Below are 23,639 nucleotides of genomic sequence, written 5' to 3'. Positions count from 1 at the left end.
TGCTGCATGTATCGTGCCGGATGGACCAGCCGCAGCTGGCAGGACAATCAGCGCCGCAATTGGGATGACACTGCGGCCAGACCGCTGCAATGCGAGATTTGGTATCCCACGCTGGCCAGCGGCGAGCAGCGCATACCTTTTGGTGACCCGGTAGCGCCATGTTTTGACGCAGGCATGGCGGTGCGTGATGCAGCGCCGATTGCTGGCGCTTTGCCTTGCGTGTTGCTATCGCACGGTACGGGTGGCTCGGCCTTGCAAATGGCCTGGCTGGGCACTGCACTCGCGCGGGCAGGCTATCTGGCGATAGCACTGAATCACCACGGCCATTGTGCTACTGAGCCGTATCACGCGGCGGGGTTTGCCATCTGGTGGGCGCGGGCGACTGATCTATCCTGCGTGCTGGATCTGGCCATGGCTGAATTTACCATCGACTCTGCCCGTATCGACGCGGCGGGTTTTTCTATTGGTGGCTATACCGCGCTGGCAATGCTGGGAGCCCGTTTGAATCTGCAGGCGTTCGATGATTTTTGTGCCAGCCCGTTTTCCCGCCAGCTGGCCATCCCGGAGCTGCCTAATTTTTTTGATAATTACGTGCAGATGAAGCGTGATGCCCGCTATCAGGCCTACTTTGCAACGGCGGGCAAATCCTGTGCCGACCCACGCATCCGCAGTGCGATTGTGCTTGCGCCCGCCATGATTCCTTTTTTGCAGCCCGCCAGCCTGCGCGCTATAGAAAAGCCTGTGCAAATATTTTGCGGGCAGCACGATGGGCAAACTCCACCGCTGATCAATGCCACCCTGCTATTTAGCCAATTGCCGCACAGCACATTTACGCGGGTTCCCGGCGCTGGACACTATGTCTGGCTGGCCGAAGCCACCGCGCATGGCCGTGCCACCTTGCCCGTATTTGCCTGTGACCCGCAAGGCGTCGAGCGCGGGCAAGTTCACCGTGCGGTGCTCGTGCAAATCAGCACCGCGCTACAGTGGCTGGATGCCGGACAAGGCTTGCCAGCGTGCCCTGTGCCCACAACGCTAGCGGCCGCACCTGCCGGGCTGTGGGCATCATTGCGCTGGCGGCTAATACTGGGGCTGTGCCGTATTGGCCTGCTGGGCAGGCTGTTGCGGACGGCACTGGCCGTCGCCGCTCGCTTGAACGGCGTGTTCAAGCGTCATTAATTCACCGCCCTCAGCAAACTGGCCATCATCTGCCGCGCCTGTCCCTCGTAGCCGCTGCCGAATAAATTCACATGATTGATGATGTGATACAAGTTATACAGCGTCTTGCGCTGCGCGTAGCCCGCATCAATCGGCCATGCCGCGTGATAGGCTGCGAAAAAGCGCGGGCCGAAGCCGCCGAATAGCTCGGTCATCGCCAAGTCGCACTCGCGGTCGCCAAAATAGCAGGCGGGATCGAACACGACCGGCGTACCATCCGCCAGCTCCGCCGCATTGCCACCCCACAAATCTCCATGCAGCAGGCTCGGCTGTGGTGTGTAATCGCGAAAAAATTCGGGGATTTTATCGAGTAGCTTCGCGCCCGCCGCGCCAAAATCACAGCCGTTTTGTCGCGCCATTTTGAACTGCGGTAGCAAGCGTTCCTCGCGCCAGAAATCGATCCAGCTCGCGTGCCAGCGATTGCTTTGCGGCGTGCTGCCGATGGTGTTATCAATATCCCAACCAAAGCGCGGCGTACCGCTTGGCATGATTTGATGCACCCGCGCCAATGCCTCACCCATCGCCGCTGGATCGGGCGAACCGGCCAGCGGCAAATATTCCAACACCAGCCACGCCGTGCCGCCGCTCACCCCATGCGCAATCGGCAACGGCACCCGCATCCCCTCACCCAGTGCCACCAGCCCCGCCGCCTCGGCCACAAACATGCCATGCAGCGCCGCGCGATTGGTCTTCACAAAATATTGCCGCGTCGGGTCGGTGGTGTCGCTAATCACCAAGGCCTGATTAATACAGCCGCCGCCGACGCTACGCTGCTGTTTCACGTGAAACGGCTGGCCGGTGGTGGCGGTGATGGCGGATTCGAGAGCGGTAATCAAATTGGGCATGCTATTCGCTACCAACAAAAGGTGGAGGCCTTGATTGTAGTGCGAGGGCATTGAGCGGGTTTTGCGTCAGGCTAAGCTGTGGGGATAAATCGCACGGCAAGCCTTGTTTTTCTCTCGTGCGCCCACTCATAATTACCACTCGCTGACTCAGTTTGATTAACGAATAAAAGGAAAAGCCGAATGAAAAGTAATCCAGTTGCTTGGTTTGAAATTTATGTTCAAGACATGGCCCGTGCCAAGGCATTTTACGAAGCGGTATTCCAAGGCTCATTGGAGGAACTAAAGAATCCTGATCCCGAGGGTTTTGCTGATATGGAAATGTGGGCGTTTCCCATGTCAATGGAAGGCACGGGTGCTGCTGGCGCACTCGTAAAAATGGCAGGCTGCCCGTCTGGCGGTAGTACGATGGTCTATTTCGCGTGTGACGATTGCGCCGTGGAGGCCGAACGAGCGGCAGCCAATGGTGGCGAAATCTTTAAGCCCAAAATGTCGATTGGCGAGCATGGTTTTATCGCGATGGTGGTCGATACCGAAGGCAATATGATTGGCCTTCATTCAATGCAATAGGTTGGATCGTAAAGTCTCGACGGGCGGGTTAGCCGAGGGCGCGCCCCACAGGAAGTCTCCTTGGGGGATAACCCGCCAATTAGCATGCGATTCAACAACACCGATCAGCACGGGTCGCTACCGCCCTACACGGCTATATGGATTGCGTTGTGTAAGGCGTCAGCAACCTTCTTCTGCCATTTCTTCAGCCCTCAAGTCGTGTATTTTATCTGCTAAAATATTTGCAAATTTATCTAATTGAGGATTAATTTCAGCATTCACATCTAAAGTAAATCCTCCTACTCCATTTGATTCATCAAACATTCCCACTGTGCAATCTGATAATCTGAGTGGAATTATTGCATTTTCGCCAAATCTTATTTTGAATTGATCTGCTTCGAATTTGCACCAAATCCGTGTTGGGTAGTGGCTACTTAGAATTGGAATAATGAATTGAGAGTCGGCGCGATAAATGGGAGCTAAATACTCCTCGACGTTATTTGATAGTATCCTTGATTGCTCATTAAAGTCATAAAATACGGACATTTCATTTTCGGCTAATTTCTTGAATAGATATTCGGCATACTCCCGTTCCGCTCCAGCAAAGGATAATGCAAAGTCATAGGTTGATTTGAACTCAATCGCATGAAATCCGATTTTCTTTGCAACCTTGGCCCAAGCCAAGTTCTTTATGTAATAGAAAAATTTTGGATCCTCAACTGAAATTCCTGTGGTTTCATTGTTATAGAATATCACTTCTGAATAGCTAGGGTTGCTCAAAAAGTGATCAATTAGATGGTTTTTTGTTAGAATTTGGCCTACGCTATTTTTGTGTTTTGGATTTCTATTCAACTCATCTGAGATTATCAAATCCATTGTGCTTGATTTCGATAGCCAATATAAAACATGAAAATATGGAGCTCGACTGCCTTTTTTTACCCTTTGGCCTTTGCAAAAGTTAATTACTAAAGCATCAAAGCTAATTGACAGGTCGTCAAGAATAAATTCTTTTAAAGTTTCAAAGCTAACTGAAGTTTCTGTCAGTTCGGCGCGCTCTTCTGTGATTCCACTTTTCAAACAAGCATGATGAGCAAGCATTTGCGCAATATGAAAACTTCCTTGCGACTCGCTGACTATTTCATTTTTTACATTGATTTTAATGTTGAGGGCGCTTTCTCCTTTCTCTAGAAGCTCTTCTAACTTTTCTTCTGAATTGGCTTCGAATTTGATAATGTCAATTCTATTTCTCAAGTCGGACGAGTATGTTAGCAAAGAATGCCCCGTCTTGTTGATGCCAATTATCACCAATTTCGAATTTTCATCACCTTCGTCAGCAAGTGTCTTCAATAAATTAGAAAGGCTGGTTTTCTTATTGTCATCTAGTTTATGAAAGTCATCAATTAGTACTGTTCCAAAGCCTTCTCCTTGGTTAATAATATCTTGTATTTTTTGTACATCCTTTTTTTTTCGTGCTGATAAAATACTTACTTCTTCACTATTAAGGCCAAGTCGTTCTAAAGCTTTTAACACGCAGGTTGTTTTACCAATACCAGAAGGGCCTTCGATTACAATTCCTCGCCCTTTGGTTCTTAATGCCACAAATAATCGCGTATATTCTTGTGGCTCAACAAACGTGAAGTCGGGCACCCCTGATAATGTGAATACTGATTCTAGTTTTTTACTTTCAGTCATCGAATACGCCTTTTTGAGTGCCGTGGTGCTGCGTAGAAGGCATTACACCGCATGCCTACCACGTACATTTATTGAGTCATTGACTGGCGTATTACCGCTTCGCGTCGAATACGCCCTACCGTTCGTCGAGTTATAACATCTTATCCAATTGAAAAATCACCGTCAGCTATTTGATGGAAAATTGTTAGCTTTGTTGATGAAAAGCGAATCTTTACTCAAGGCCACGATATGGTGTGCGGTGGTTTTGCGTTAGGGCGGTATTGGCGGCTGTGCGCCGCGGCACTGACTTTCTTTGCTTCGCCAAAGAAAGTCAGCAAAGAAAGGCGACCCCGGCATCTGCGTCCCGCTACGCGGGATGCCCTCGCTGCGGATAATCGGCAAGGCGGCGGGCTTTAACAAAACAGAGCCCGCCGAAACCCCTTGCCGCTTCTTCCTCGCTCGGCGCTGCTGCAGGGGAGATGGTGCAGACCAAAGATTCGGGAATATACATGCCTGGGTGTGGCTCTGTAGGTTAATTTAGGCCATGTTTTTACTGATATACCCCATGCATATTCTGTTTGCGCTCGTTGGTCTGGGGCTTGAAATCCCCTGTCGCCCATCGCCGAAGGAGTGGAGCGAGACAAATGGCTTTATCGTTTGGCTCGCGACCGACTGAGGGTAGCCCGGAGGGCCGCAGGCGGGGGGCTCCTTTGGGGTGTAGGGGGCTTTGGAGAAGCAAAGCCCCCTACCTGCCCGCGCGGCGGAACGCGCATTCAAATCTTGCGGCGTAGCCGCATAAAACCTGATTTGTTCGTTTGGTGGGAAAAACCGCCGATTCACCGCCTGCGCAGCAGGCCAATACCACGATGTCAGCATATACCTGCCGTTGTATTGCCCTGAAGATAATATTCAGATTGCTCTTGATTGATATACCCCTGCTCTAATTGCTACGGTACGGCGTACGTAATCGCCGCATGCAAAGGCATTCTCTAACGTATGCCACGCTTCCGCTTGGCGTATTGTCGCTTCGCGTCGAATACGCCCTCCTGTGCTGCCTAAGCATTAAGCAGAACAAGGAGAACACCTGAGTCAATTTTGGATCGGCACAACTAGCTAAAGTGGGTCAATTTTCGGTCGGCGACAACATTCAACCGGAGCAACATGGCTGCTGATGGCGGCAATGTAAGCGGCCACGCATACGGCATAATACCTTCGCCGATGACGCCCTACGCCGCTGATCCCGGATAGACGAGATCGAATTGTTCGCAGACGATCTCAAGGTCGTCATCAACGGCATGATCCGTTCCGGCAAGGACGCGGGTGTAATAGCTACGGTGAGCCTCCCGCCACCAGCCCAATGTCTGATCGCCTTCACCCTCGATCCGAGCAAAATCCTCGTCCACATCGCCGAACCGTCGAATTTCAACGGCCCGTGTTCGGATAATGGCTCGCGCCATGCCATTCCAGTCCGTCACTATCGCGAAGTCGCCCGGCTTGGGGATAGGGTCGCCGGCGATCTGTAATTCGGCGACGGATGGCGCGGTCGCACATTTGCGGCCCGACAAGATGAGCTCCAGAAGAGCGTCCGCCTCCTCAGCATTGTCGCTGAAGCAGTATGAGAGCGGCAGAGCCGCAGGAGCCGCGGCGTCCAGCGAGCGATAGTGGTTCCACAATTCCGAAATTGACGACTGCATCGTATCTTGCCCTATGTCGTGGTTGATATTTTTCGATCTATTGCTGTCTGTGATGCTGAACGCGTGCGATTAAATTCGGCGGCTCACCAATCGCGTCCACTGCGCATATTTGAACAAATAAGTTGCCAAGTTAGGACATTCTATTGCAATGAGCCTTGTAGGGCGGGTCTTGACCCGCGCTGATTGATGTTTGTGGATTCGGATGCTGATTGGCGGGTTACGCCTTCGGCTAACCGCGCCCTACCGTTCTTAGGCAAACACCGATAGATTGCCTGTGCTGCTCACGCTGGCTTCGCCGCTGGCGCTGTAGATTGCGCCGCCTTGCTGTATCGCAATTTGTGCTTGCTCATCGGCCACGCTGGTTTCGGCTTTTTGCACGGCTTCTGCGACGTCTTGGATGCTTTTTTTGGCGGCGCGCAGCTCGCGTTGATCCATTTCGGTTTTGAGTTGGCGGTTTTCCATGGCCAGCAATTGCTTCAGTTTGCTGCTCAGCTTTTTCACTTCGGCAAAAAATTCCTTATCGCCTGCATCACCTGCCCCACTTGGCCGCCGCTCTGCCGAGCATTGCATGCCATCGCCGCGCTGGTGTGGGTCGTCGGTTTTCTCGGCGGATGGTTCGGTGCGCGCTGCGCTGGCTTTTTCGTCGCTGCTGGTTTTATCGCTGGCTGATGTGGCGCTTTCTGCCAGCTCGGCGGCTGCGCTGGCTTGCTCGCTGCCAGTTTGCCCGGCGGTGGCGGCCTGGCTGGGATTACTTGTGTTGCTGGCGTTATCACTGGCGGGCATGCCCACGGCTGCGCCTGTGCTGCCGCCGTATTGCGCCACCAGCGCTTTGAGCTCTTTGGCCAGCTCGGCCACCAAGCGCGGATTGCCTTTGCCGATGCCAGCAAAGCGCATCATGTTTTCAATCCGCTGTTTGAGTTCGGCCATGCGGGCTTTGGCGGCGCTTTTGCGGTCTTGCACGGCTTGGGTGTTGATCTCTTTTGCGCGCGAGAAAAAATCGAGCCCAATGTGCTTGGCCCCGCTGCTTTCGCCCTGCTGCCGGGTATCGCGCTGATTGTCGGCTCGGGCAAGCTGGGTCAGCAAGGGCTTGAGCTGGAATTGGATCGGGTTCATCGCAGGGCCGCCTTTATCGTTGATCCCTACTGTATCGGATGTCTTTTTGAAAGCTATAGGTAAATATTTCGGTGGGGTTTACCACGGTACGCCGTAGGCAAAGATTCCACTTCCGTATACCACACTGCCACTTGGCGTATTGCCGCTTCGCGTCGAAGATGCCTTGCTTTTCTGGGTTTACGGCACCAGCGTATACAGCGTGATTGCGCCCATGGCAAACAGGACGGTGGGCGCGGCCAGCAGGTTGAGCGGGGTGTTGACGATCACGCGCTGGTTTTTGACCGCCAGCTTGATCGGCTCGCCCGCCCGATACAGATACACCAGCAGTGAGTTGTCGGCGATGTAGTCGGCTTCATGCTGGCCGGGGCAGCGGTAGGCGATTTTGAGATGTCTGGATTGCGTGCCTTCGGTGAGCGAATTGCGCGTTACCACGGCACGCACCGTGCCGGTAATGCGGGTGGCGGTGAGGACAAATCTGATCCGGTAGGCCAATAGCCATAGCGCCAGCACAATGCTGCCGTAGCCGATAAAGGTGAAATACAGCGTCATGATGGCGTCCACAATTTGGGCGGTGAGCGGGGTAAGGCTTGGGGCTTGATTGAGCCTTTGAGACTGCACATTAGTAGCGCATCGGCTGCGGGCTGTCTAGCAGGGTACGGCGTGGGGCGTAATTGCTGCGGGCCAATACCAGCATGATCATCGGTGCAATTCGCTGCGCTCAGTGCACCCTACTTTTGATAAATACCATGCTATGTATCAGTCTGAGGTTAAGTATTAGCAAGCTTTCTAGGTCGAAACCCTTTGAGTTGCTTGCCGAATTACTCCCCCGCCTCCAGCTCGCCAAACAAATCCGGCTGGGTTTGACTCAGGGCGGTGCGTTTGGTGCTGCGGCGTTGGCCGTGGCGGGCTGGGCTGCGGCTGCCGTGTTTTTGGTAGACGGCTTTGGCTTGCTCGCGCAGTTGGGGCTGGCTGCGCCGCCAGTCGCTGATTTTTTGCTTGGCGGCGTGCAGCGAGCTTTGCCATTCGACCACCGGCCACGGATAGTCGCGGCCGAGGATGCAGCCGGCTTCTAATTGAATCGCCGGCGGCATTTGCCATGGCTCGAAGATGCACCAGTCGGGCACGCGGCGCAGCGCCGGTAGCCAGTGGCGGACAAATGCGCCGCGTGGGTCGTGTTCTTGGGCTTGTTTGATCGGGTTGTAAATGCGCAGCGTGTTGATGCCGGTAACGCCCGATTGCATTTGCACTTGCGGGTAATGAATGCCCGGCTCGTAGTCGAGAAACAGCCGCGCCAGCCGGGCGGCGGGTTGCGGCCAGTGTAGCCACAGGTTGTAGCTGGCAAAGCTGACCAGCATGGCGCGCATGCGAAAATTGATCCAGCCGGTGTGGCGCAGCATGGCCATGCAGGCGTCGATCAGCGGGTAGCCGGTTTCGCCATTGGCCCAAGCCTGAAAATGCGCGGGGTTAAAGTCGGCTTCGCGCAGCCCGGCGTAGCCTGCGTGCTGTGGCGCGATTTCCAGCTCGGGCTCGCTTTCGAGTTTTTGCATGAAATGGCAATGCCAGTGCAGCCGGCTTTCAAAGCTGCGCAGCGAGGTGCGCCAACGCTGCTCGGCGGCTTGCTCGGGCGATAATTGCGCGACGCGCCGCCGCGTGGCTTGCACAATTTCGCGCAGCGATAGGCAGCCAAAGCTCAAATACGGCGATAGCCGCGAGCAGGCCGACACCGCTTTGAGCGGGCTGGAAATCCCGCCGCGATATTGCCCGCCACGCTCGAATAAAAACGCCTGCAGCGTGGCCACGGCGGCGCGCCGACCACCGTGCTGGCGGGCGGCAAAGTCGCTATCCCATAGCCGCAGCGGGATTTGATCGATTTGTTCAATCGTCGGCTGCGGCCAGTGCGCCAGCGCAGCGTCTTGGGCGCTGGTGACTTTGGGCGCTGTGGCGGCAGCGAGGCGCTCGCTCCAGTAGCCATGCCAGTGGTCGCGATTGCGCAGCCGACGTACCACGCCATTTTGCGGCCATTCCTGCCACGGCACGCCCTGCTGCCGACACCAATCGCCTACCGCCCGATCACGCGCAAAGCTGGCCAGATTGCCGGTTTCTTCATGCGAATACAGCCCGGCCAGCGGCACCTGGCTGTGCAGCCATTGCAAGGCATCGCGCATTTCGCCATGAAACAGATACAGCCGCAGCCCGCAGCGCTGCAGATCATGCGCCAGCTCTTGCAGACATTCACGCGCAAACCCCCAATGCCCTGCGCTGTAGTCGCTCTGGCTTTGCTGGCTAGGCTCAATGCAATACAGCGCCAACACCGGCCCCCGCTGGCTGGCTTGCCACAGCGGCCAGTGATCATGCAGGCGCAGGTCTTTTTTAAACCAGACCAGATGGATGGGGGTGTTGATGGGCATGTTCAGATTTTGTGTTGATCACGCGTAGGGTGGGTTAGCCCGCCACTATCTTGCTAAAAGCGACACCGGCTTTTCGGCCGTAACCCACCATGACGCTACTCTAATTAATACTGCGTCCCGGTGGGTTACGGCATAAAACCGCCTAATCCACCCTACGAATACCGCTTTTCATCGTTAAATCACCATGGTCGGCCACATCAACACCCCATCACATATTGCGAGGTTGATGTGGGTATTGCTTTGTATGCATTGATATTATTTGGCTATCAGCCAATACCCTAGATCTTCGGCAAAGGATGCAAGACCGCATGGCCGCCGTCGACGCCGATTTGCTGGCCGGTGATCCAGCGGGCGTCGTCGCTGAGCAAAAAGGCGATCAGCGCTGCGCTGTCGTCGCCGCTGCCGATCAGCCCCATCGGATTCATCTTGGCGTTGCGCTCGCAGGCTTCGTCGGTGCCAGTCATGCGTGCGCTCAGTACCGAACGGGTTAGCCCCGGCATGATCGCATTCACCCGTATGCCGCGCTCGGCATAGGTGGCGGCGCTGGTTTGCGCCAAGCTGGCGACGGCGGCTTTGGCGCTGGCGATGATCTCGTGGTTGGGAAATCCGGCGCTGGCGACCAGCGAGCCGACCAATACTGCACTGGCGGGGTTTTTTTGCCGCAGTTGCAAGGCAATAAAGGCTTTTAGCGTATAAAAGGCGCTGAAATAGTTGGCGGCAAACACCTGCTGTGCGTCATTGGCGCTACTTAAATGCAGCGGCTTGATCAGCGTGCTGCCGACGCAATGCGCCAGCCGATCTGGAATAAACCCGAGCTGGATGGCGGTCTGGATGGTTTGCTCAGCAGCGCCTGCCAGCGTGAGATCGGCAGGCAGTACCAGCGCGGGCTGGGGTAGCTGATCGGCCAATGCCAGCAGTGCGCCCTCTTCGCGCGCCGTGAGCACCAGCCGCCAGCCCTGCTGGCTAAGCCGCCGCGCCAGCGCGCTACCCATAGCGCCACTGGCGCCAGTAATCCAAGCTGTGTGAGCCATACAGACCTCCCGATACCTTGCAGTGCGAATAGTTACCCATTGGTATATTGTGCTACTGATTGGTATTTGTCGAGTGGCCTGCTTGGGGAGCTGTGATTTATTCGGCGCGGGTTTCGGCGGTGATCACCGGCAGGCCGCTGGCTTGGGATAGTGCGGCGGCGGTGGCCTGGGCGGTGGCCAGATTGCGGGCGGTGGCGGGCCAGTTGGCAAAGGCAAAGCGCTCGACTTGCCCGCTCTGCTCATCGTCGGCTTTTTGGCTGCAGACCATCAGCCAGATGGTGTCTTTGCGAAACAGATTCGGGTCTTGCTCAAGGCGGATTTCGCTAAATGCGCTGGCTGGCGCGCTCAGTGTGCGCAGCGTGATCAGGCCCAATAGCATGGTTCGGCGCTCGAATATCCCATTGGCAAAGCGCTGCTCACTTGGCAAAGCCCAGAATAGCGCCATGCCAGCCAGGATCGAGTAGTAGAACAGGCCATAAAAATGGTTTTCAAACTGGTCGGACAGCACCAGTGGTTTGCCCCACCAGGCCAGCGCCAGCAGAACTGCGCCAGAAAGCCACCAGCCGGGGCTGCTGGTCGTGCGATGAATAATCATGATTTATCCTAGGGGGTATTGGCTTGAAGGCTAATCTGGGGTTTTTCTGCAGGGTAATACCCTGATTTTTCCGGCAATGTTCTCAATTTGTGTTGATCGTTTTTAGCGCCTTCGACGCGATGTTTTACAGTCGCAATCCGCGACGGGGACTTACTTCTCTTGCTTCGCCAAGAGAAGTAAGCAAGAGAAGGCGACCCCCGCCTGCGGCCCTCCGGGCTACCCTCGGTCGGTCGCGAGCCAAACGATAAAGCCATTTGTCTCGCTCCACTCCCTCGGCGATGGGCGACAGGGGCTTATAAGCCCCAGATCCAGCAGCGCAGCTCGGATCAACACGTATTGAGAACATCACCATTTCCTAGCGGGCTGCTCGATAGGTGTTGAGCTGCTTGATTCATTGCTGCGCTAGCTTTTTCTCACATCAAGTACATCGGGGAGAGGCAATAACAGCCACAAGCCAACCCTCAACACCGTCGTATTGCCCTGCCCGCTTAATCCTGCAATTTCCACGCGACGGTTTCGCCTGCGCGCAGCGGCACCACCACGCTATCGCCAAACTGGTATTCGGCCGGTACTGTCCAGCTCTCTTTCACCAAGGTCACTTTTTCTTCGCTCACGGGCAGGCCGTAGAAAGTCGGACCGTTGATGCTGGCGAAGGCTTCGAATTTGTCGAGCGCGTTGGCCGCTTCAAACACTTCGGCATACAGCGGCAGTGCGGCGTGGGCGGTGTACATCCCCGCACAGCCGCACGATGATTCTTTCGCGCCTTTGGCGTGCGGTGCGCTGTCGGTGCCGAGGAAAAACTTGCTGCGAATGGCCACGTCGCTCGATGTGACTGCACGCACCAAGGCTTGGCGATGCACTTCGCGTTTCAGAATTGGCAGGCAGTACAGATGTGGGCGAATGCCGCCGACCAACATGGCGTTGCGGTTCATTAGTAAGTGGTGAGCCGTCACTGTCGCGGCCACATTCGGGCCTGCGCTGGCGACAAACTCAGCCGCATCTTTGGTGGTGATATGCTCGAAAACCACGCGAAGATCGGGGAATTTCACCAATAATGGCTTCATAATCCGGTCGATAAACACCGCTTCACGATCAAAAATATCAATTTCGCCATCAACCACTTCGCCGTGTACCAAAAATGGCAGGCCAACTTCGGCCATTTTAGCGATCGTCGGCAGCACTTTATTCACATCGGTACAGCCGGCATCCGAATTGGTGGTCGCACCCGCTGGATACAATTTCACACCGTGGACAAAACCGCTGTTTTTCGCGGCAACAATATCCTCTGGGGTGGTATTGTCGGTGAGATACAGCGTCATCAAGGGCTGGAACGAAACCCCAGCTGGCAGCGCGGCCAAAATGCGCTCGCGATATTCGCCCGCCAGTTTGGCATTGGTGACCGGCGGCTTTAAATTGGGCATCACAATCGCGCGGCCAAATTCACGCGCGGTGTGCGGCAATACGCTGGCCAGACCCGCGCCATCACGCAGGTGTAAATGCCAATCATCAGGGCGAGCGATGGTAATCGTTTGGGTCATGTCAGCGTTTCCGAATTAGAAAGAGAAATTTAGCGTCGGCTTGCCAGTGTTCGACCAGCTCGTTGCCCGTTTGTTTACAAAATGCCGCAAAATCAGTCGGCGTGGCCGGATCGGTGCACGTCACTTGCAGCAATTGCCCGCTTTCCAGCGCGGCGAGTGCTTTTTTGGTGCGCAAAATCGGCAAGGGGCAATTGAGCCCCGATAAATCGGTAGCAAGGTTGGGTTCTGGACGGGTCGACATCGGGCAGACTCTGGCGGCGGCAATTAAACAGTCGCTATTGTACCAAGGCCGTCAACGCTTGTTTCGCACAAATCACGCACAGCGCCGGAGGCGAACGCCGCCATTTGGGGCGCTTAGCCGCTTGGCCATTGAACCTTTCCTGAGCAACCCCATCTTAAGCTCTGCGGCCATTTGGCCTGTTTCTGTGATGAGTTAAGCAAGATGTTTAAAAAATTGTTAGCTTCGGTCGGTGTGGGTGGCGCGACGGTCGATACCGTTTTGGATAATGCCAGTGTGTTTCCCGGCGGCACGCTCAGTGGCCACGTGCTGATCAAAGGCGGCAGCGTTGATCAGGATATCGAATACGTTGATCTGGTCTTGATGGCCGAGGCCGAACAGGAAGCAGGCGATAGTGAAGTCCGCGTTGCGCAGCCGATTGGTAAATTTCGCGCGTCAAACCGCTTGGTGGCCAAAGCAGGCCAAGAACAGCGTCTGCCGTTCTCACTAACACTGCCGCTTGAAACCCCAGTCAACAATGGCATCGCGCTATCTACCCCGGGGTATCCTTACCAACCCCAAGTCCGTGCTGCAGTGTGGGTACATACCGACCTAGCGATTGAGTCGGCGCTGGATGCGAAAGATCGCGATTTTCTCGATGTGCATCCGCTACCGGCCATGCAACGCCTGATCGCCGCGATGGGTAATCTGGGCTATGCGCATGTCAGCACCGACGTTGAGGTTGGCACCGTGCGGGCCAATGATATTTACAGCTCGATTGGCTGCTATCAGGAATTTGAATTCCGCCCAAGCCAAGGCGGCTTTGGCCGTGTGCAAGAAGTTGAAATCACTTGCATCGCCCGCACCGAAGGCGTGCATGTCTTGGTTGAGGTCGATCGCCGCTTTAGTGGCGACAGCTATCGCGCGCTGTTTATGGGCCATGACTGGCAACGCGTCGATTGGGAAAGCCAATTGCGTAATATCATCGGCTAAGGATCAATCGCATGAGCATCAAATCCAAGCTGTTCTACAGCGCGCTTGAGCTATTGCTCAAATGGGTGATGAAGAAAAAAGGTGGCCATTCGGGTTCTCACTTTGGTGGCTATGGCCAGCAATATCACGATGGGCATTCTCCATTTGGCCACAAAAAGCAGTACGGCAAAAAACCGTACTACAAAAAGAAAAGCTGGTTTGATTAGGCTTGCTTGACGTTTGGTTTACGACCGTAAACCCAGCGTCAATAGACGCCCGGGACGGGTATATCGCTACAGGCCATTTTGATAAATAGCTACAGCGATATACCCATCAAGGCAGCAATTGCTGCTGGAAGTACTGCACCACTTTTTGATGCGCCAAGGCCGTTTCACGGCGGTCAAATTGCGGTGGATCACCCAACAAATCTGCCAATAAGCCCGCGCGATACGAGCGCGTCGGTGAGAGCATCGCGCCATGCCCGCCATGCTGAAAATCATGCAACCGCACACAGCTGCGGCACACCTTCAGTAGCGGATCACTATGAAACTGCGGATGCAGCCACACATCGCGCCGCGCAGTAATCAAGGCCAGCGGCACGCGTGGCGTTTGCAAACTGCTTAAATCAAAATCGGCGGCATATGGCATACCGGCCACAATCGCCCGAATCCGTGGATCGTGATGCCTGTAGTGTTGCGGGTCATTAAAGCGCCAGCGCAATACCCCATGCACGATGATGATTTTCACTTGATCTAGCCAGCTACCGGTTTTGGCAAATACCAAACCTGCGCAAGCATTAAAATCAATCTCGATATGCTGACGGCAATGCGCCACCAAGCGTGATGGCGACCAGCGCCCACCGGCCAAGGTCAATGCGGTGTGGCCACCGGTACCGACAATCCATACATCCCAACCCGATCCAGCCGCAATTGCTTGGCAAAGCGGGGCGTGCGCGCCAGCACATCAATCGCTTGGCTCACTTCTGCGGGGCGGGTTTTCCAGCTCTCGGGGCCTGCCTGATCGTTATTGCCGCGATGGTCGTACGGGTGCGTGGGTGCCACCACCACAAAGCCCGCCGCCACCAACTGCTGCGCCAGATCGGCATACGCCCACGGCGTACTGCCCGAGCCGTGCGAGAACACAATCAAGCGCCCATTACCGGCCAATGCGGGCGCATCGGGCAAGGCTGCTACGCGCAAACCGGCGCGCTCCAGCGTTTGATTTTGCCCCGCCGCCGGATAAAACACCGTGACCTCGGGCGCACCACGCTGCGCCGGCAGTTGCACCACGCCCATCGCCGCCCAGACCGGTGTCGCCGTCAAAAGCAGCACCATCGCCAACTGTGCCAGCTGCCAAACCCAGCCTGTTTTATTCATCTCAGTCCCTTCATCGAGCTGCGAGCTTAATCAGCTTTGTCACCAGCGGCAATCGACCGCTGAATCAAAATGTCGCCGATTCGATGTGCAAGCGCAGCAAAATCGTGACCAGTGCCGTAGGCACAGCCATAATAAAGCCACACCCGACCTAGGAGAGCATCATGCCAGCCATCGCCGCCCCTCGCATCGCCCCCTTCTATCCGCCACGCCGCACCTTGATGGGGCCGGGGCCATCCGATGTGTATCCATCGGTACTGGCCGCCGGCGCCAAGCCAACGCTCGGCCATCTCGATCCGCTGTTTGTTGGCATGATGGATGAAGTCAAAACGCTATTGCAATATGCATTTCAGACTACCAATGAAATGACCTTAGCAGTGTCTGCGCCCGGCTCAGCGGGGATGGAGGCGTGTTTTGTGAATCTGGTCGAGCCCGGCGAGAAAGTCATCGTCTGCCGTAATGGCGTATTTGGCGAACGGATGCGACAAAACGTTGAGCGCATCGGCGCAGTGGCCGTGCTGGTTGACAATGAATGGGGCAAGCCGGTTGACGTAGCTGCCGTTGAAGCAGCGCTCAAAGCCAATCCAGACGCGAAGTTTCTCGCTTTTGTCCACGCCGAAACCTCCACCGGCGCGCGCTCGGATGCGCAGGCTTTGTGTGCGCAGGCCAAAAAGTCAGGCTGCTTGACCATTGTTGATGCAGTCACCTCGCTCGGTGGCATTGAGCTGCGCGTCGATGAATGGGGCATTGATGCGATTTATTCGGGCAGCCAGAAATGTCTATCCTGCGTACCGGGTTTGTCGCCGCTGTCGTTTTCACCGGCGGCAGTGGAAAAACTCAAAGCGCGCAAAACACCAATTCAAAGTTGGTTTCTCGATCAAACCTTGGTGATGGGTTACTGGGGGAATGCGACAGGGGCGAAACGCAGCTATCACCACACTGCGCCAGTGAATGCGCTGTATGCGCTGCATGAATCATTACGCCTATTGGCGAACGAAGGCCTGGAAAACGCCTGGGCGCGCCACGCCGCAATGCATGAATTATTGCGTGATGGGCTGGAAAAGCTCGGCATTCAATTTGTTGTGGATGCCGAATATCGCTTGCCGCAGCTGAATGCGGTACATATCCCCGCCGGCGTCGATGATGCCGCCGTGCGCGCCAAACTGCTCAATGACTACAATCTGGAAATTGGTGCCGGGCTGGGCGCGCTGGCGGGTAAGGCCTGGCGGATCGGCTTGATGGGCTACGGCGCACGGCGTGAGAATGTGGCGCTGCTCATGAATGCGCTGACGAATGTGCTGAAGGCTTGATGGGTGTATTGCCTGCTAGAGCTTGTTCGAATTAGCTTGGCGGGCAATACCTGTGGAGGTATAAAGTGAAATTTGGCTATACGATTATTTATGTGCCCGACGTTGCGGCGTCACTCGAATTTTTCTCGCGCGCTTTCGGCTTTTCCCTGCGCTTTTTGCATGAGTCCGGCCAGTACGGAGAGCTGGCAACCGGCGAGACCACGCTGGCTTTCGCCCAGCAGGATCTGGCTGGCAGCCATTTTGCGGGCGGTGTACTCACCGCCCACGCGTCCGCTCAGCCATTGGGCGTAGAAATCGCGCTGGTTACCACCGACATCGACGCGGCGCATCAGCTCGCGCTTGAGTACGGTGCCAGCGAGCTGGCCGCACCCGGCCAGAAGCCTTGGGGGCAAACGGTATCGTATTTGCGTTGCCCCGATGGCACGCTGGTGGAGCTGTGTACGCCAATGGTCTAGCGCCACAGCCCGCACGATCAGGTATTGAATTGCTGTAGCTGGCGCTGCAGATCGCTGGAGGCGTCGCCAATCTGGCGGGCAATCGCGTGAATCTGCTGCGAATGCTGCGCGGTGCTGTGCAGCTGCTGATTGGCTTGCGCCGCTTCGGTGACGATATGGTGCACGGCTTGTTCGATCTGCTCGGCTTCGCTCACTGCCTCGCCTGCTTCGCCTGCGGTCTGGTGCATCATGGTGACCAGCTCGTGAATCTGGCTCACGGCCTGATCGGCGGTGGTGACCAGCTGGCTGGCGCGCTCGGACATGCCGCTCATATCGCGGGCGGTGACGCTGATGCCGTCGACCACGCGGGCAATCGCCGTGCGTGAATCCTGCAAGGAAAGCTGCGTTTGCCCGGCCAGCTTGCGCACTTCATCGGCCACCACGGCAAAGCCGCGCCCGGCTTCACCTGCCCTCGCCGCTTCAATGGCCGCGTTCAGCGCCAGCAAATTAATCTGATCCGAAATCGCGCCAATGGCATCGAGCACGCGCGTAATCTGTCCGGTGGCTTGCGCCAGCTGGTCCAGCTCGTGCGCCAGATTCTGCGTTGCGCCGGCATTGTGGTTTACCGCGTCATACATATTGCCAAAGCTGGTGCCCGCGCTTTGCAGGCGGGTGCCGGCCTGAATTACGCGGTCGCGCGTTGCGCCGGCCAGATTGGCCGAATGTTGCGCACTGCGGCTAATGGCCTGTACGTCCTGATTAAGCGCTTCAAGATGCTGGGTGCTGTGCTGCAGATTGCGGCTCATGTTTTCGGTGAGGCCATGAAACTGGCTGGCGGCAACCACATTGCTGGTGGCGCTATGGCCCGCTTTGGCCAGCGTGTCGCGCAGCAATTGCAGCAGCTGATTGAGCTGATTCATCATGGCGGCAATTTCATCTGCACCCTCTTCCTGTAGCGACTGGCGCAAATCGCGTTGGGTAGCCATCTGCGCAATCCGCTGCGCCGAGCTTTGCAGACGGCGCGCCATTTGCCGGGCGGCAAACCAGGCCAGCACGCTGCCCAGCGCCAGACACAGCAAGGCCAGCTCGACGATGTGGGTCAGCTCGTCGCGTTGCGCTTGCGCGACCTGCGCAGTGGTGACGTCAGCACCGATCAGGTATTGCTGATTGCCTTGTGTTATAGGCATAAAGACCGAGCGGAATTCGCCGTATTTATCGCGATATTCGGCAAATTGCGTTTGCTTGCCTTGCCAGGCGGTTAGAATCGCTGGGTCGGCATCGCTGTATTGCTCGAAATATTTGGCGTAGCTGCCTGCGGCCACTTCGGCTTCGGGTGCGCCATCGCCCAAGTAATACACTTTGCCGTCGCGTACGGTGAGCACATAGCAGTAAGCCAGACCCACGCGGCGCGAGTATTCGCCCAGCCGCAGCACCAGTGCGCGGTATTCTTTGTCGTCAATGCTGCCAGCCTGGCTGGCGCGGCTGATATAGTCGGTGCTGAGCATATACGGCACCGAATTGGCCGCGGCCACCAGCCGAGCGTCCATGCTGTGGCGCACATCGGCGATTTTGCCGTAGTAACTGCTGACACTGAATACCAGAATGGCCAGCAGCTGAACCGCCAGCAGCCAGAGCAGAATGCGGGTAAACAGGGATAATCGGTGAAAAAGGCGCATTGACAGCTCCGCAAGTTGTCTTTCTTGATATTGAATCAAGAGTATCAAGTACGGAAAGTATATGCAATCGAGATGCCGTCTTGCTCGGCTACACCGTTGTTTGTGGGTGGATGTGGGCTTGCCTGCGGCCATCTCAAGCCGAACAGGATAGATACTATTGCCGGTATGCGCTGCTGCGCGTTGCAATAATTAGCCTGCAGCAATATACCCTTTAGTGACGACGACGCCAAGACCAGGCAAAAACTGCTGTGGCGGCCAGTAGCCACACTGGCCAGATCAGGCCCCAAGCAATCAGGCCGGCCAGCCAGACCAGCCATTCGGGCAGTAGCTCTTGTCGGCTGGGCGCAGTGCCGATTCAAGAGCGGCTGATGCGGCTGATTTACTCGTCATCATCGTCGTCATCGTTTTTGCGCACCAGCAACACCGGGATGGTGGTGTGGTGCAGCAGGCTTTCGGCGACGCTGCCAAAAATCAGGTGAATAAAGCCCGAGTAGCCATGCGTGCCCATCACGATCAGGTCGGCGTGGCAATCGCTGGCGGCGCTGAGCAGGGTGCGCGCCGGATCGCCGCCCCATTGCTCGATCAGCCGGGTTTCACAGGCCAGATCGCAGGCTTTGGCACGCGCGGCATAGGCTTGCAGAAACTCGCGGCTGGCTGCCGCCTGCGTTTCACGCGCCACGCCATAGCCCGGGTAATCCAGCCCCGGCAAAGCCCCGGCCGCCATCACGGCGGGCGCAATATCGAGGACATGCACCAGATACAGGCGGGCATTGCACAGCGCGGCCATTTCCAGCGCATGCTCGAACGCCGCCGCTGCCGTATCGCCCTGATCCAGCGGAACAAGTATATGTTGATACATGATGAACTCCTTGCCGGCCTGCGGCGCTGAGTTGGAGGGAATACTTCAGTCTAGTGTCTGCGCGGCACTGGTGCTGCCATGCCGGGCGTGATAGAGGCTTGAACGGTGCGTGCTGGGAATCGGGCTTGCGATTCGATAGTGAACGTCTATTGATTCGCTGAATACAATCAATTTTATCTTGTTGATGAGAATGATTATTATCGGTTCAAGCCTGTGATGATCAATGTATTCAGAGGCCAGCGTTTCCCCGCCTAATTAGCTGGCGTGAAAACTCGAAGCGACCGCCACTCAAGGAGCTCATCATGACTAAAACGATTACTTTTGCGGTGGTGCATTTCACCGTGGCCTTTACCGTTGCCTATGTGTTGACCGGCAGTTTTGGCATTGCCAGTGCCTTGGCGCTGATCGAACCCATGGTCAACACCGTGGCGTATTTTTTCCATGAAAAAGTGTGGGATGCCTATCGTGGTGCACAGGCTGCGCAGCAGAGCGATGCCACTCACGAAACCGGCATGCTGGCCTGAGATCAAAACGCGTCCATCAAGAGGTGATTCATATGCAGATCATCACAGGGCTAGGGTATATGCCTGTACGCTTTTTTCAGCAATTACTGCATGCCTATACCCTTGGTCAGTAATCATCAGGCTTTGCGCGCAATGGCAGGCATGGCGGTGCGCTCGGCAGCGTTGCGCAGGCGCTCGCTAGCTCTTTCGCACAGGGCGCGGGTTTCGTATTCCATTGCCTCGTCTTCGGCCAGATGGGCCAGCAGGCTGGCGGCCTGTTGTGCCGCGTGATTACAGCCGGTTTCGGCGTGGATCAGCACCAGGCTGAGTGCGCCAGCCCAAAGGGGTGAATGCGTCATGGCTTGCTTTCCTGTCGGTGTTGGGAGGCTTTAGCCCACGGGCCTGCCGATTGAGTGATGATGGATTCAATCTAGCTGCTTTCAAATATAAATGCAATTGCAAATCGTTATCATCTAATTGGCGCTTGATGCAGCGCAAAGGCCGCCTAGCTGACCGCTCAGGTGTGCAAATTTCCCCATCTGCGCGCGGGGCGCGTACCATAGCGGGCAAATTTGATCGAAAGACAGGACAGCGGCATGAGCGGTAAATTATCCAAAGACGAAATGGACGCATTAAAAGAAGTGGCACGCGGCCTAAAAACCACGCGGCTAAGCCACAAGGTGTTTAAAAACGTGAAAGCGTTGACTAGCCAGAAGCTGGCGGCCTACGAGCGCAAAACCGGCATTTTGCAAATTACCGATCTGGGCAAGCAGACCATTTTCATGACGCTGTGCATTGATTGCCTGCGCCAGCTGAAAGCCGACCCCTGCCTTAAAGTGAATGGCGAGGCGCTGGCCTTTTTGCTGCGCAAAGGCCATCTGGAAACCCGCGAAGGTGAAGTCGGGCACTTTATCACCGCCAAGGGTGAGGAATCACTGGCGGATATTGACGCCCAGCGGTAAATCTTGCGGGCTGCGCGATTGCCAGTCCAGACGGCAGGCTTGCTCGAATTCGGCCATCAGCATGGGCTTGCCAAACAGATAGCCCTGAAAACGGTAGCAGTGGTTTTCCAGCAGAAACTGCTGCTGCGCCTCGGTTTCAACGCCTTCGGCGATCACGTCCAGATTCAGGCTGTGACCCAATGCGACAATCGCTTTAACAATCGCGGCATCGCTGGGATTCACCGTCATATCGCACACAAATGACTGGTCAATCTTGAGCTGATCAAACGGCATATTTTTCAGGTAGGACAGCGAAGAAAAACCGGTGCCAAAATCATCCAGCGCAAAGCTCACCCCATAGTCGCGCAGGATTTGCATATTGCTCGTCACTTGCTCGACATCGGAGGCCAGAATGCTTTCGGTGAGCTCCAGCTTCAGACGGCGAGGATTGGCGCCGCTCTTTTCCAGAACGCTGACGACGCGCTCGACGTAATCGGGCAAGACAAACTCTTGTGCCGAGACATTCACCGCCAGCACCAGATGCGCCGTCTCCGGCTCGCTGGCCCAGCGTCTGAGCTGTTTGCACGCTTCTTCCAGCGCCCAGTGCCCGATCACGATAATCAGCCCGGTTTCTTCGGCCAATGGAATAAAGCGCGCCGGAGAAATCATGCCCAGCTGCGGTTGCTGCCAGCGCGCCAGCAGCTCGGCTCCCAGAATATGGCCGTTCTGGTCGATTTGTGGCTGATACAGCAGGTACATTTCGCCCGGCATGGCTTGGCGCAGCAGGCGCTCCATCAGCACGCGCTCGTCCAGGCTGGCCTGCATGGCTTCGTCAAAAAACACAATTTTGCTGTGATGCGAATTTTTGGCGCCAAACATCGCCACTTCGGCTTGCTTGAATACTTCGTTGGCGGTGATGCTGCGCTCGCCAAACAGGCTAATGCCCACCGAGGCGTGGCAGTGATAAAGCTTGCCGCCCAGATCAACAAGCTGCTTGATGCGTGTGAGGGCCTGTTGCGCCCAGTCGGCGGCCAGCTGCCGTGCCTGCTCTTTGTGCGGCGCTGAAAACAGCGCAACAAACTCGTCGCTACCCAGCCGTGCCAGCATATCGCATGGCATGGAAATGCCTTGCATCCGGCGGGTTATTTCAATCAGCAACTGATCACCCGCTTCATCGCCTAGGGTGTCGTTCAGATGGCTGAAGTGATCCAGATCAATCAGCACAATGGCACCAAACTGTGCGTGCGGAGGCTGTTTTTGCAGGGCTGTGTTTAAATATTCACGCGCCCGCCGCCGATTTGCCAGCCCGGTGAGCAGGTCAAAATAGGCCAGCTGGTGCATCACCTGCCCCATCATTCCCACTTCGTCGCGCTGCTCTGGTGCCGGTTTAGCGGGGGCGTCGCTGCCGGAGACCGGATACATTCTGGCCAGCTCGGCCAGCGCTACAATCGGTCGCACCACCCGCCCAGCAATGCTCCAGGACACCAGTGCAAAGATCGCCGCCCCGGTAATCACCAGCAGCAGCATCAGATTGCGCGTGTATTTGATCGGCGCCAGAACATGCTGTGCCTGTTCGCGCACCACCACAGTCCAGCTTACTTGCTCGACCGAGTGCTGAAAATGCAGCGTGGTTTGTGCTGACAGATAGCGTTCCGGGTCCTGTTGCGCCGCCAATTGCGCCAGATTGTGCGAGGGCTCGGCCAAGGGCTTCATAATCCAGTTGCCTTTCTGATCGGCCAGCAGGACTTCGATTTCCTCGGTTTCGTTGACACTGTGAACGATGGATTTGGCCCAATCCCAGTACAGATGTGCCCCCAGCACGCCAGTGAGTTGATTGCTGGCGTTGCGTATCGGCACCGCCACATCAATAAAGCGCAAAGGCTCACCATCCACTCTGGCAGGAAAATGCTTGGCCAGCAGCACGGCTTCATGCGGTTCGCCAAAAAATGGCCCGCGCAAACCGGCCTGAAACCAGTAGCGCTGCGCCACGTTTCTGTTTTCCAGCAGGCCACGGCTTGATACCTGTACCAGTCCGTCGGCATTGACCAGACCGATCCAGGCGTAGTCAGCCTGCCGTTGCTGTAGCTGGTCAAATAGCCGGCGGATGCTGGCTGGCTCTGGCTGCGGCGATGATGAAATCACGTCGGCCATCTGCTGAATTTGCAGCTGGCGATTGCCCAGATTTTCCAGCAAGGCGTCGGCTGCGCGTTGGGCGGTGAGTTGCAAGCGGGTCTGGGCTGCCGAGCGCACGCTGTCTTCCCAGCGCCAGTGCATCACTGCGGTGAGGACAATGCCCAGCACAATACCAGCCACACCCATCGCCGTAGAAACACGGCCACGCACGCTTTGCGCGGATGAAAATCTGGAATAAAAGCTGAGAATGGCATGCCACATGATTGATCGTCACCGGGATGATTCCAGTTATTACTCTTACTACCAAACGACTGAATATACAAATAAAATTAAGTAATTAGCAGAGCCGCAGAAAGAATCTGCATCGTCATTAGCCGCTCATCAGTGGTGTTGCAAGGTTACATACCGCAACATCGCCGTGCTTTGATTTGCGCTTCGCTGCGTATATGCTGCAGGCCATTCTATTGATCAACCGTACTGTAAAAAGGAGAACACACCATGCAAAACACCACCACATTCTCCGCAGTCCGCGCCTAGCTTGATCGAGATTTCCTCGCTGTAAATC

24 protein-coding genes are annotated in these 23,639 nt (G+C 56.0%); 8 read left to right on the top strand and 16 right to left on the bottom strand.

What is annotated here, in order from left to right; translation table 11 throughout:
• Positions 1-6: 6 nt before the first annotated feature.
• Positions 7-1,176: an alpha/beta hydrolase family protein gene (locus tag ABHF33_RS08265; protein WP_348946520.1), complete on the top strand. Its 1,170-nt coding sequence runs from the start codon at positions 7-9 to the stop codon at positions 1,174-1,176.
• On the opposite strand, the gene ABHF33_RS08260 is transcribed toward ABHF33_RS08265, so the two are convergent.
• Positions 1,173-2,060: a fructosamine kinase family protein gene (locus ABHF33_RS08260; RefSeq protein WP_348946519.1), complete on the bottom strand. Its 888-nt coding sequence runs from the start codon at positions 2,058-2,060 to the stop codon at positions 1,173-1,175. The genes ABHF33_RS08265 and ABHF33_RS08260 overlap by 4 nt on opposite strands.
• A 180-nt stretch (positions 2,061-2,240) precedes the next feature.
• Here ABHF33_RS08260 and ABHF33_RS08255 point away from each other — a divergent pair, with 180 nt between their 5' ends.
• On the top strand, positions 2,241-2,627 hold the full coding sequence (locus ABHF33_RS08255; protein WP_348946518.1) for a VOC family protein: 387 nt from the start codon (positions 2,241-2,243) through the stop codon (positions 2,625-2,627).
• Positions 2,628-2,786: 159 nt separating this feature from the next.
• Here the strand turns inward: ABHF33_RS08255 and ABHF33_RS08250 are convergent, their stop codons facing one another.
• From ABHF33_RS08250 to ABHF33_RS08210, 9 genes are all read right to left on the bottom strand, one after another.
• Positions 2,787-4,298 (bottom strand): AAA family ATPase, encoded by a 1,512-nt coding sequence (locus ABHF33_RS08250; protein WP_348946517.1) that lies wholly within the window; start codon positions 4,296-4,298, stop codon positions 2,787-2,789.
• 1,205 nt (positions 4,299-5,503) lie between these two features.
• On the bottom strand, positions 5,504-5,971 hold the full coding sequence (locus ABHF33_RS08245) for an ASCH domain-containing protein (RefSeq protein ID WP_348946516.1): 468 nt from the start codon (positions 5,969-5,971) through the stop codon (positions 5,504-5,506).
• A 249-nt stretch (positions 5,972-6,220) separates the two neighbouring features.
• A complete protein-coding gene (locus tag ABHF33_RS08240) occupies positions 6,221-7,084 on the bottom strand; it encodes a hypothetical protein (RefSeq protein ID WP_348946515.1) in 864 nt (287 codons plus the stop codon).
• Between the two features lie 177 nt (positions 7,085-7,261).
• Positions 7,262-7,633, bottom strand: coding sequence for a hypothetical protein (locus ABHF33_RS08235; protein ID WP_348946514.1), 372 nt, complete (start codon positions 7,631-7,633; stop codon positions 7,262-7,264).
• Positions 7,634-7,902: 269 nt separating this feature from the next.
• Complete coding sequence (locus ABHF33_RS08230) at positions 7,903-9,492, bottom strand: cryptochrome/deoxyribodipyrimidine photo-lyase family protein (RefSeq protein ID WP_348946513.1); 1,590 nt, start codon at positions 9,490-9,492, stop codon at positions 7,903-7,905.
• A 278-nt stretch (positions 9,493-9,770) separates the two neighbouring features.
• Positions 9,771-10,523, bottom strand: coding sequence for an SDR family NAD(P)-dependent oxidoreductase (locus ABHF33_RS08225; protein ID WP_348946512.1), 753 nt, complete (start codon positions 10,521-10,523; stop codon positions 9,771-9,773).
• A 97-nt stretch (positions 10,524-10,620) separates the two neighbouring features.
• On the bottom strand, positions 10,621-11,118 hold the full coding sequence (locus ABHF33_RS08220) for a hypothetical protein (protein WP_348946511.1): 498 nt from the start codon (positions 11,116-11,118) through the stop codon (positions 10,621-10,623).
• Between the two features lie 488 nt (positions 11,119-11,606).
• The gene (pyrC, locus tag ABHF33_RS08215) at positions 11,607-12,656 is read right to left on the bottom strand and encodes a dihydroorotase (protein WP_348946510.1); all 1,050 of its coding nucleotides are present in this window, start codon (positions 12,654-12,656) and stop codon (positions 11,607-11,609) included.
• Between the two features lies 1 nt (position 12,657).
• A complete protein-coding gene (locus ABHF33_RS08210; protein ID WP_348946509.1) occupies positions 12,658-12,897 on the bottom strand; it encodes a sulfurtransferase TusA family protein in 240 nt (79 codons plus the stop codon).
• 201 nt (positions 12,898-13,098) lie between these two features.
• Between ABHF33_RS08210 and ABHF33_RS08205 the strand changes: the two genes are divergently transcribed.
• Complete coding sequence (locus ABHF33_RS08205; RefSeq protein WP_348946508.1) at positions 13,099-13,866, top strand: sporulation protein; 768 nt, start codon at positions 13,099-13,101, stop codon at positions 13,864-13,866.
• An 11-nt stretch (positions 13,867-13,877) separates the two neighbouring features.
• On the top strand, positions 13,878-14,072 hold the full coding sequence (locus tag ABHF33_RS08200) for a hypothetical protein (RefSeq protein WP_348946507.1): 195 nt from the start codon (positions 13,878-13,880) through the stop codon (positions 14,070-14,072).
• Positions 14,073-14,178: 106 nt separating this feature from the next.
• On the opposite strand, the gene ABHF33_RS08195 is transcribed toward ABHF33_RS08200, so the two are convergent.
• Together ABHF33_RS08195 and ABHF33_RS08190 are read right to left on the bottom strand one after the other, a co-directional pair.
• Positions 14,179-14,718: a hypothetical protein gene (locus tag ABHF33_RS08195; RefSeq protein ID WP_348946506.1), complete on the bottom strand. Its 540-nt coding sequence runs from the start codon at positions 14,716-14,718 to the stop codon at positions 14,179-14,181.
• Positions 14,715-15,221, bottom strand: a complete 507-nt coding sequence (locus ABHF33_RS08190) for an alpha/beta hydrolase family protein (protein ID WP_348946505.1) — start codon at positions 15,219-15,221, stop codon at positions 14,715-14,717. The genes ABHF33_RS08195 and ABHF33_RS08190 overlap by 4 nt, the downstream gene beginning before the upstream one ends.
• A 161-nt stretch (positions 15,222-15,382) precedes the next feature.
• On the opposite strand from ABHF33_RS08190, the gene ABHF33_RS08185 reads away from it, so the two are divergent.
• Both ABHF33_RS08185 and ABHF33_RS08180 read left to right on the top strand, forming a co-directional pair.
• On the top strand, positions 15,383-16,528 hold the full coding sequence (locus ABHF33_RS08185) for a pyridoxal-phosphate-dependent aminotransferase family protein (protein WP_348946504.1): 1,146 nt from the start codon (positions 15,383-15,385) through the stop codon (positions 16,526-16,528).
• Positions 16,529-16,593: 65 nt separating this feature from the next.
• The gene (locus ABHF33_RS08180) at positions 16,594-16,983 is read left to right on the top strand and encodes a VOC family protein (protein WP_348946503.1); all 390 of its coding nucleotides are present in this window, start codon (positions 16,594-16,596) and stop codon (positions 16,981-16,983) included.
• A gap of 17 nt (positions 16,984-17,000) precedes the next feature.
• Here the strand turns inward: ABHF33_RS08180 and ABHF33_RS08175 are convergent, their stop codons facing one another.
• Together ABHF33_RS08175 and ABHF33_RS08170 are read right to left on the bottom strand one after the other, a co-directional pair.
• Positions 17,001-18,638 carry a methyl-accepting chemotaxis protein gene (locus ABHF33_RS08175; RefSeq protein ID WP_348946502.1) on the bottom strand — a complete coding sequence of 546 codons (1,638 nt, stop codon included), beginning with the start codon at positions 18,636-18,638 and terminating at the stop codon, positions 17,001-17,003.
• A gap of 379 nt (positions 18,639-19,017) precedes the next feature.
• A complete protein-coding gene (locus tag ABHF33_RS08170) occupies positions 19,018-19,497 on the bottom strand; it encodes a universal stress protein (RefSeq protein ID WP_348946501.1) in 480 nt (159 codons plus the stop codon).
• Positions 19,498-19,799: 302 nt separating this feature from the next.
• Between ABHF33_RS08170 and ABHF33_RS08165 the strand changes: the two genes are divergently transcribed.
• The gene (locus tag ABHF33_RS08165; RefSeq protein ID WP_157314895.1) at positions 19,800-20,021 is read left to right on the top strand and encodes a DUF2061 domain-containing protein; all 222 of its coding nucleotides are present in this window, start codon (positions 19,800-19,802) and stop codon (positions 20,019-20,021) included.
• Positions 20,022-20,137: 116 nt separating this feature from the next.
• On the opposite strand, the gene ABHF33_RS08160 is transcribed toward ABHF33_RS08165, so the two are convergent.
• The gene (locus ABHF33_RS08160) at positions 20,138-20,359 is read right to left on the bottom strand and encodes a hypothetical protein (RefSeq protein ID WP_348946500.1); all 222 of its coding nucleotides are present in this window, start codon (positions 20,357-20,359) and stop codon (positions 20,138-20,140) included.
• 237 nt (positions 20,360-20,596) lie between these two features.
• On the opposite strand from ABHF33_RS08160, the gene ABHF33_RS08155 reads away from it, so the two are divergent.
• On the top strand, positions 20,597-20,962 hold the full coding sequence (locus ABHF33_RS08155) for a hypothetical protein (RefSeq protein ID WP_348946499.1): 366 nt from the start codon (positions 20,597-20,599) through the stop codon (positions 20,960-20,962).
• Here ABHF33_RS08155 and ABHF33_RS08150 read toward each other — a convergent pair.
• Positions 20,933-23,335 carry a putative bifunctional diguanylate cyclase/phosphodiesterase gene (locus ABHF33_RS08150; protein WP_348946498.1) on the bottom strand — a complete coding sequence of 801 codons (2,403 nt, stop codon included), beginning with the start codon at positions 23,333-23,335 and terminating at the stop codon, positions 20,933-20,935. The two genes, ABHF33_RS08155 and ABHF33_RS08150, sit on opposite strands and share 30 nt — an antisense overlap.
• Positions 23,336-23,639 lie beyond the last annotated feature (304 nt).

This window comes from Chitinibacter sp. FCG-7, from assembly GCF_040047665.1.
Classification (GTDB): Bacteria; Pseudomonadota; Gammaproteobacteria; order Burkholderiales; family Chitinibacteraceae; genus Chitinibacter; species Chitinibacter mangrovi.
The sequence above is the reverse complement of the archived record's forward strand: the minus strand, read 5'-3'. Positions and strand labels throughout refer to the sequence as shown.

Bases quoted from the DNA above. Each gene is read 5' to 3' on its own strand.
- ABHF33_RS08250 (WP_348946517.1), bottom strand. From the start codon at position 4,298: ATGACTGAAAGTAAAAAACTAGAATCAGTATTCACATTATCAGGGGTG.
- ABHF33_RS08155 (WP_348946499.1), top strand. From the start codon at position 20,597: ATGAGCGGTAAATTATCCAAAGACGAAATGGACGCATTAAAAGAAGTG.
- ABHF33_RS08210 (WP_348946509.1), bottom strand. From the start codon at position 12,897: ATGTCGACCCGTCCAGAACCCAACCTTGCTACCGATTTATCGGGGCTC.
- ABHF33_RS08175 (WP_348946502.1), bottom strand. From the start codon at position 18,638: ATGCGCCTTTTTCACCGATTATCCCTGTTTACCCGCATTCTGCTCTGG.
- ABHF33_RS08255 (WP_348946518.1), top strand. From the start codon at position 2,241: ATGAAAAGTAATCCAGTTGCTTGGTTTGAAATTTATGTTCAAGACATG.
- ABHF33_RS08230 (WP_348946513.1), bottom strand. From the start codon at position 9,492: ATGCCCATCAACACCCCCATCCATCTGGTCTGGTTTAAAAAAGACCTG.
- ABHF33_RS08240 (WP_348946515.1), bottom strand. From the start codon at position 7,084: ATGAACCCGATCCAATTCCAGCTCAAGCCCTTGCTGACCCAGCTTGCC.
- ABHF33_RS08260 (WP_348946519.1), bottom strand. From the start codon at position 2,060: ATGCCCAATTTGATTACCGCTCTCGAATCCGCCATCACCGCCACCACC.
- ABHF33_RS08150 (WP_348946498.1), bottom strand. From the start codon at position 23,335: ATGTGGCATGCCATTCTCAGCTTTTATTCCAGATTTTCATCCGCGCAA.
- ABHF33_RS08265 (WP_348946520.1), top strand. From the start codon at position 7: ATGTATCGTGCCGGATGGACCAGCCGCAGCTGGCAGGACAATCAGCGC.
- ABHF33_RS08160 (WP_348946500.1), bottom strand. From the start codon at position 20,359: ATGACGCATTCACCCCTTTGGGCTGGCGCACTCAGCCTGGTGCTGATC.
- ABHF33_RS08225 (WP_348946512.1), bottom strand. From the start codon at position 10,523: ATGGCTCACACAGCTTGGATTACTGGCGCCAGTGGCGCTATGGGTAGC.
- ABHF33_RS08220 (WP_348946511.1), bottom strand. From the start codon at position 11,118: ATGATTATTCATCGCACGACCAGCAGCCCCGGCTGGTGGCTTTCTGGC.
- ABHF33_RS08205 (WP_348946508.1), top strand. From the start codon at position 13,099: ATGTTTAAAAAATTGTTAGCTTCGGTCGGTGTGGGTGGCGCGACGGTC.
- ABHF33_RS08185 (WP_348946504.1), top strand. From the start codon at position 15,383: ATGCCAGCCATCGCCGCCCCTCGCATCGCCCCCTTCTATCCGCCACGC.
- ABHF33_RS08170 (WP_348946501.1), bottom strand. From the start codon at position 19,497: ATGTATCAACATATACTTGTTCCGCTGGATCAGGGCGATACGGCAGCG.
- ABHF33_RS08245 (WP_348946516.1), bottom strand. From the start codon at position 5,971: ATGCAGTCGTCAATTTCGGAATTGTGGAACCACTATCGCTCGCTGGAC.
- ABHF33_RS08200 (WP_348946507.1), top strand. From the start codon at position 13,878: ATGAGCATCAAATCCAAGCTGTTCTACAGCGCGCTTGAGCTATTGCTC.
- ABHF33_RS08165 (WP_157314895.1), top strand. From the start codon at position 19,800: ATGACTAAAACGATTACTTTTGCGGTGGTGCATTTCACCGTGGCCTTT.
- ABHF33_RS08235 (WP_348946514.1), bottom strand. From the start codon at position 7,633: ATGACGCTGTATTTCACCTTTATCGGCTACGGCAGCATTGTGCTGGCG.
- pyrC (WP_348946510.1), bottom strand. From the start codon at position 12,656: ATGACCCAAACGATTACCATCGCTCGCCCTGATGATTGGCATTTACAC.
- ABHF33_RS08190 (WP_348946505.1), bottom strand. From the start codon at position 15,221: ATGAATAAAACAGGCTGGGTTTGGCAGCTGGCACAGTTGGCGATGGTG.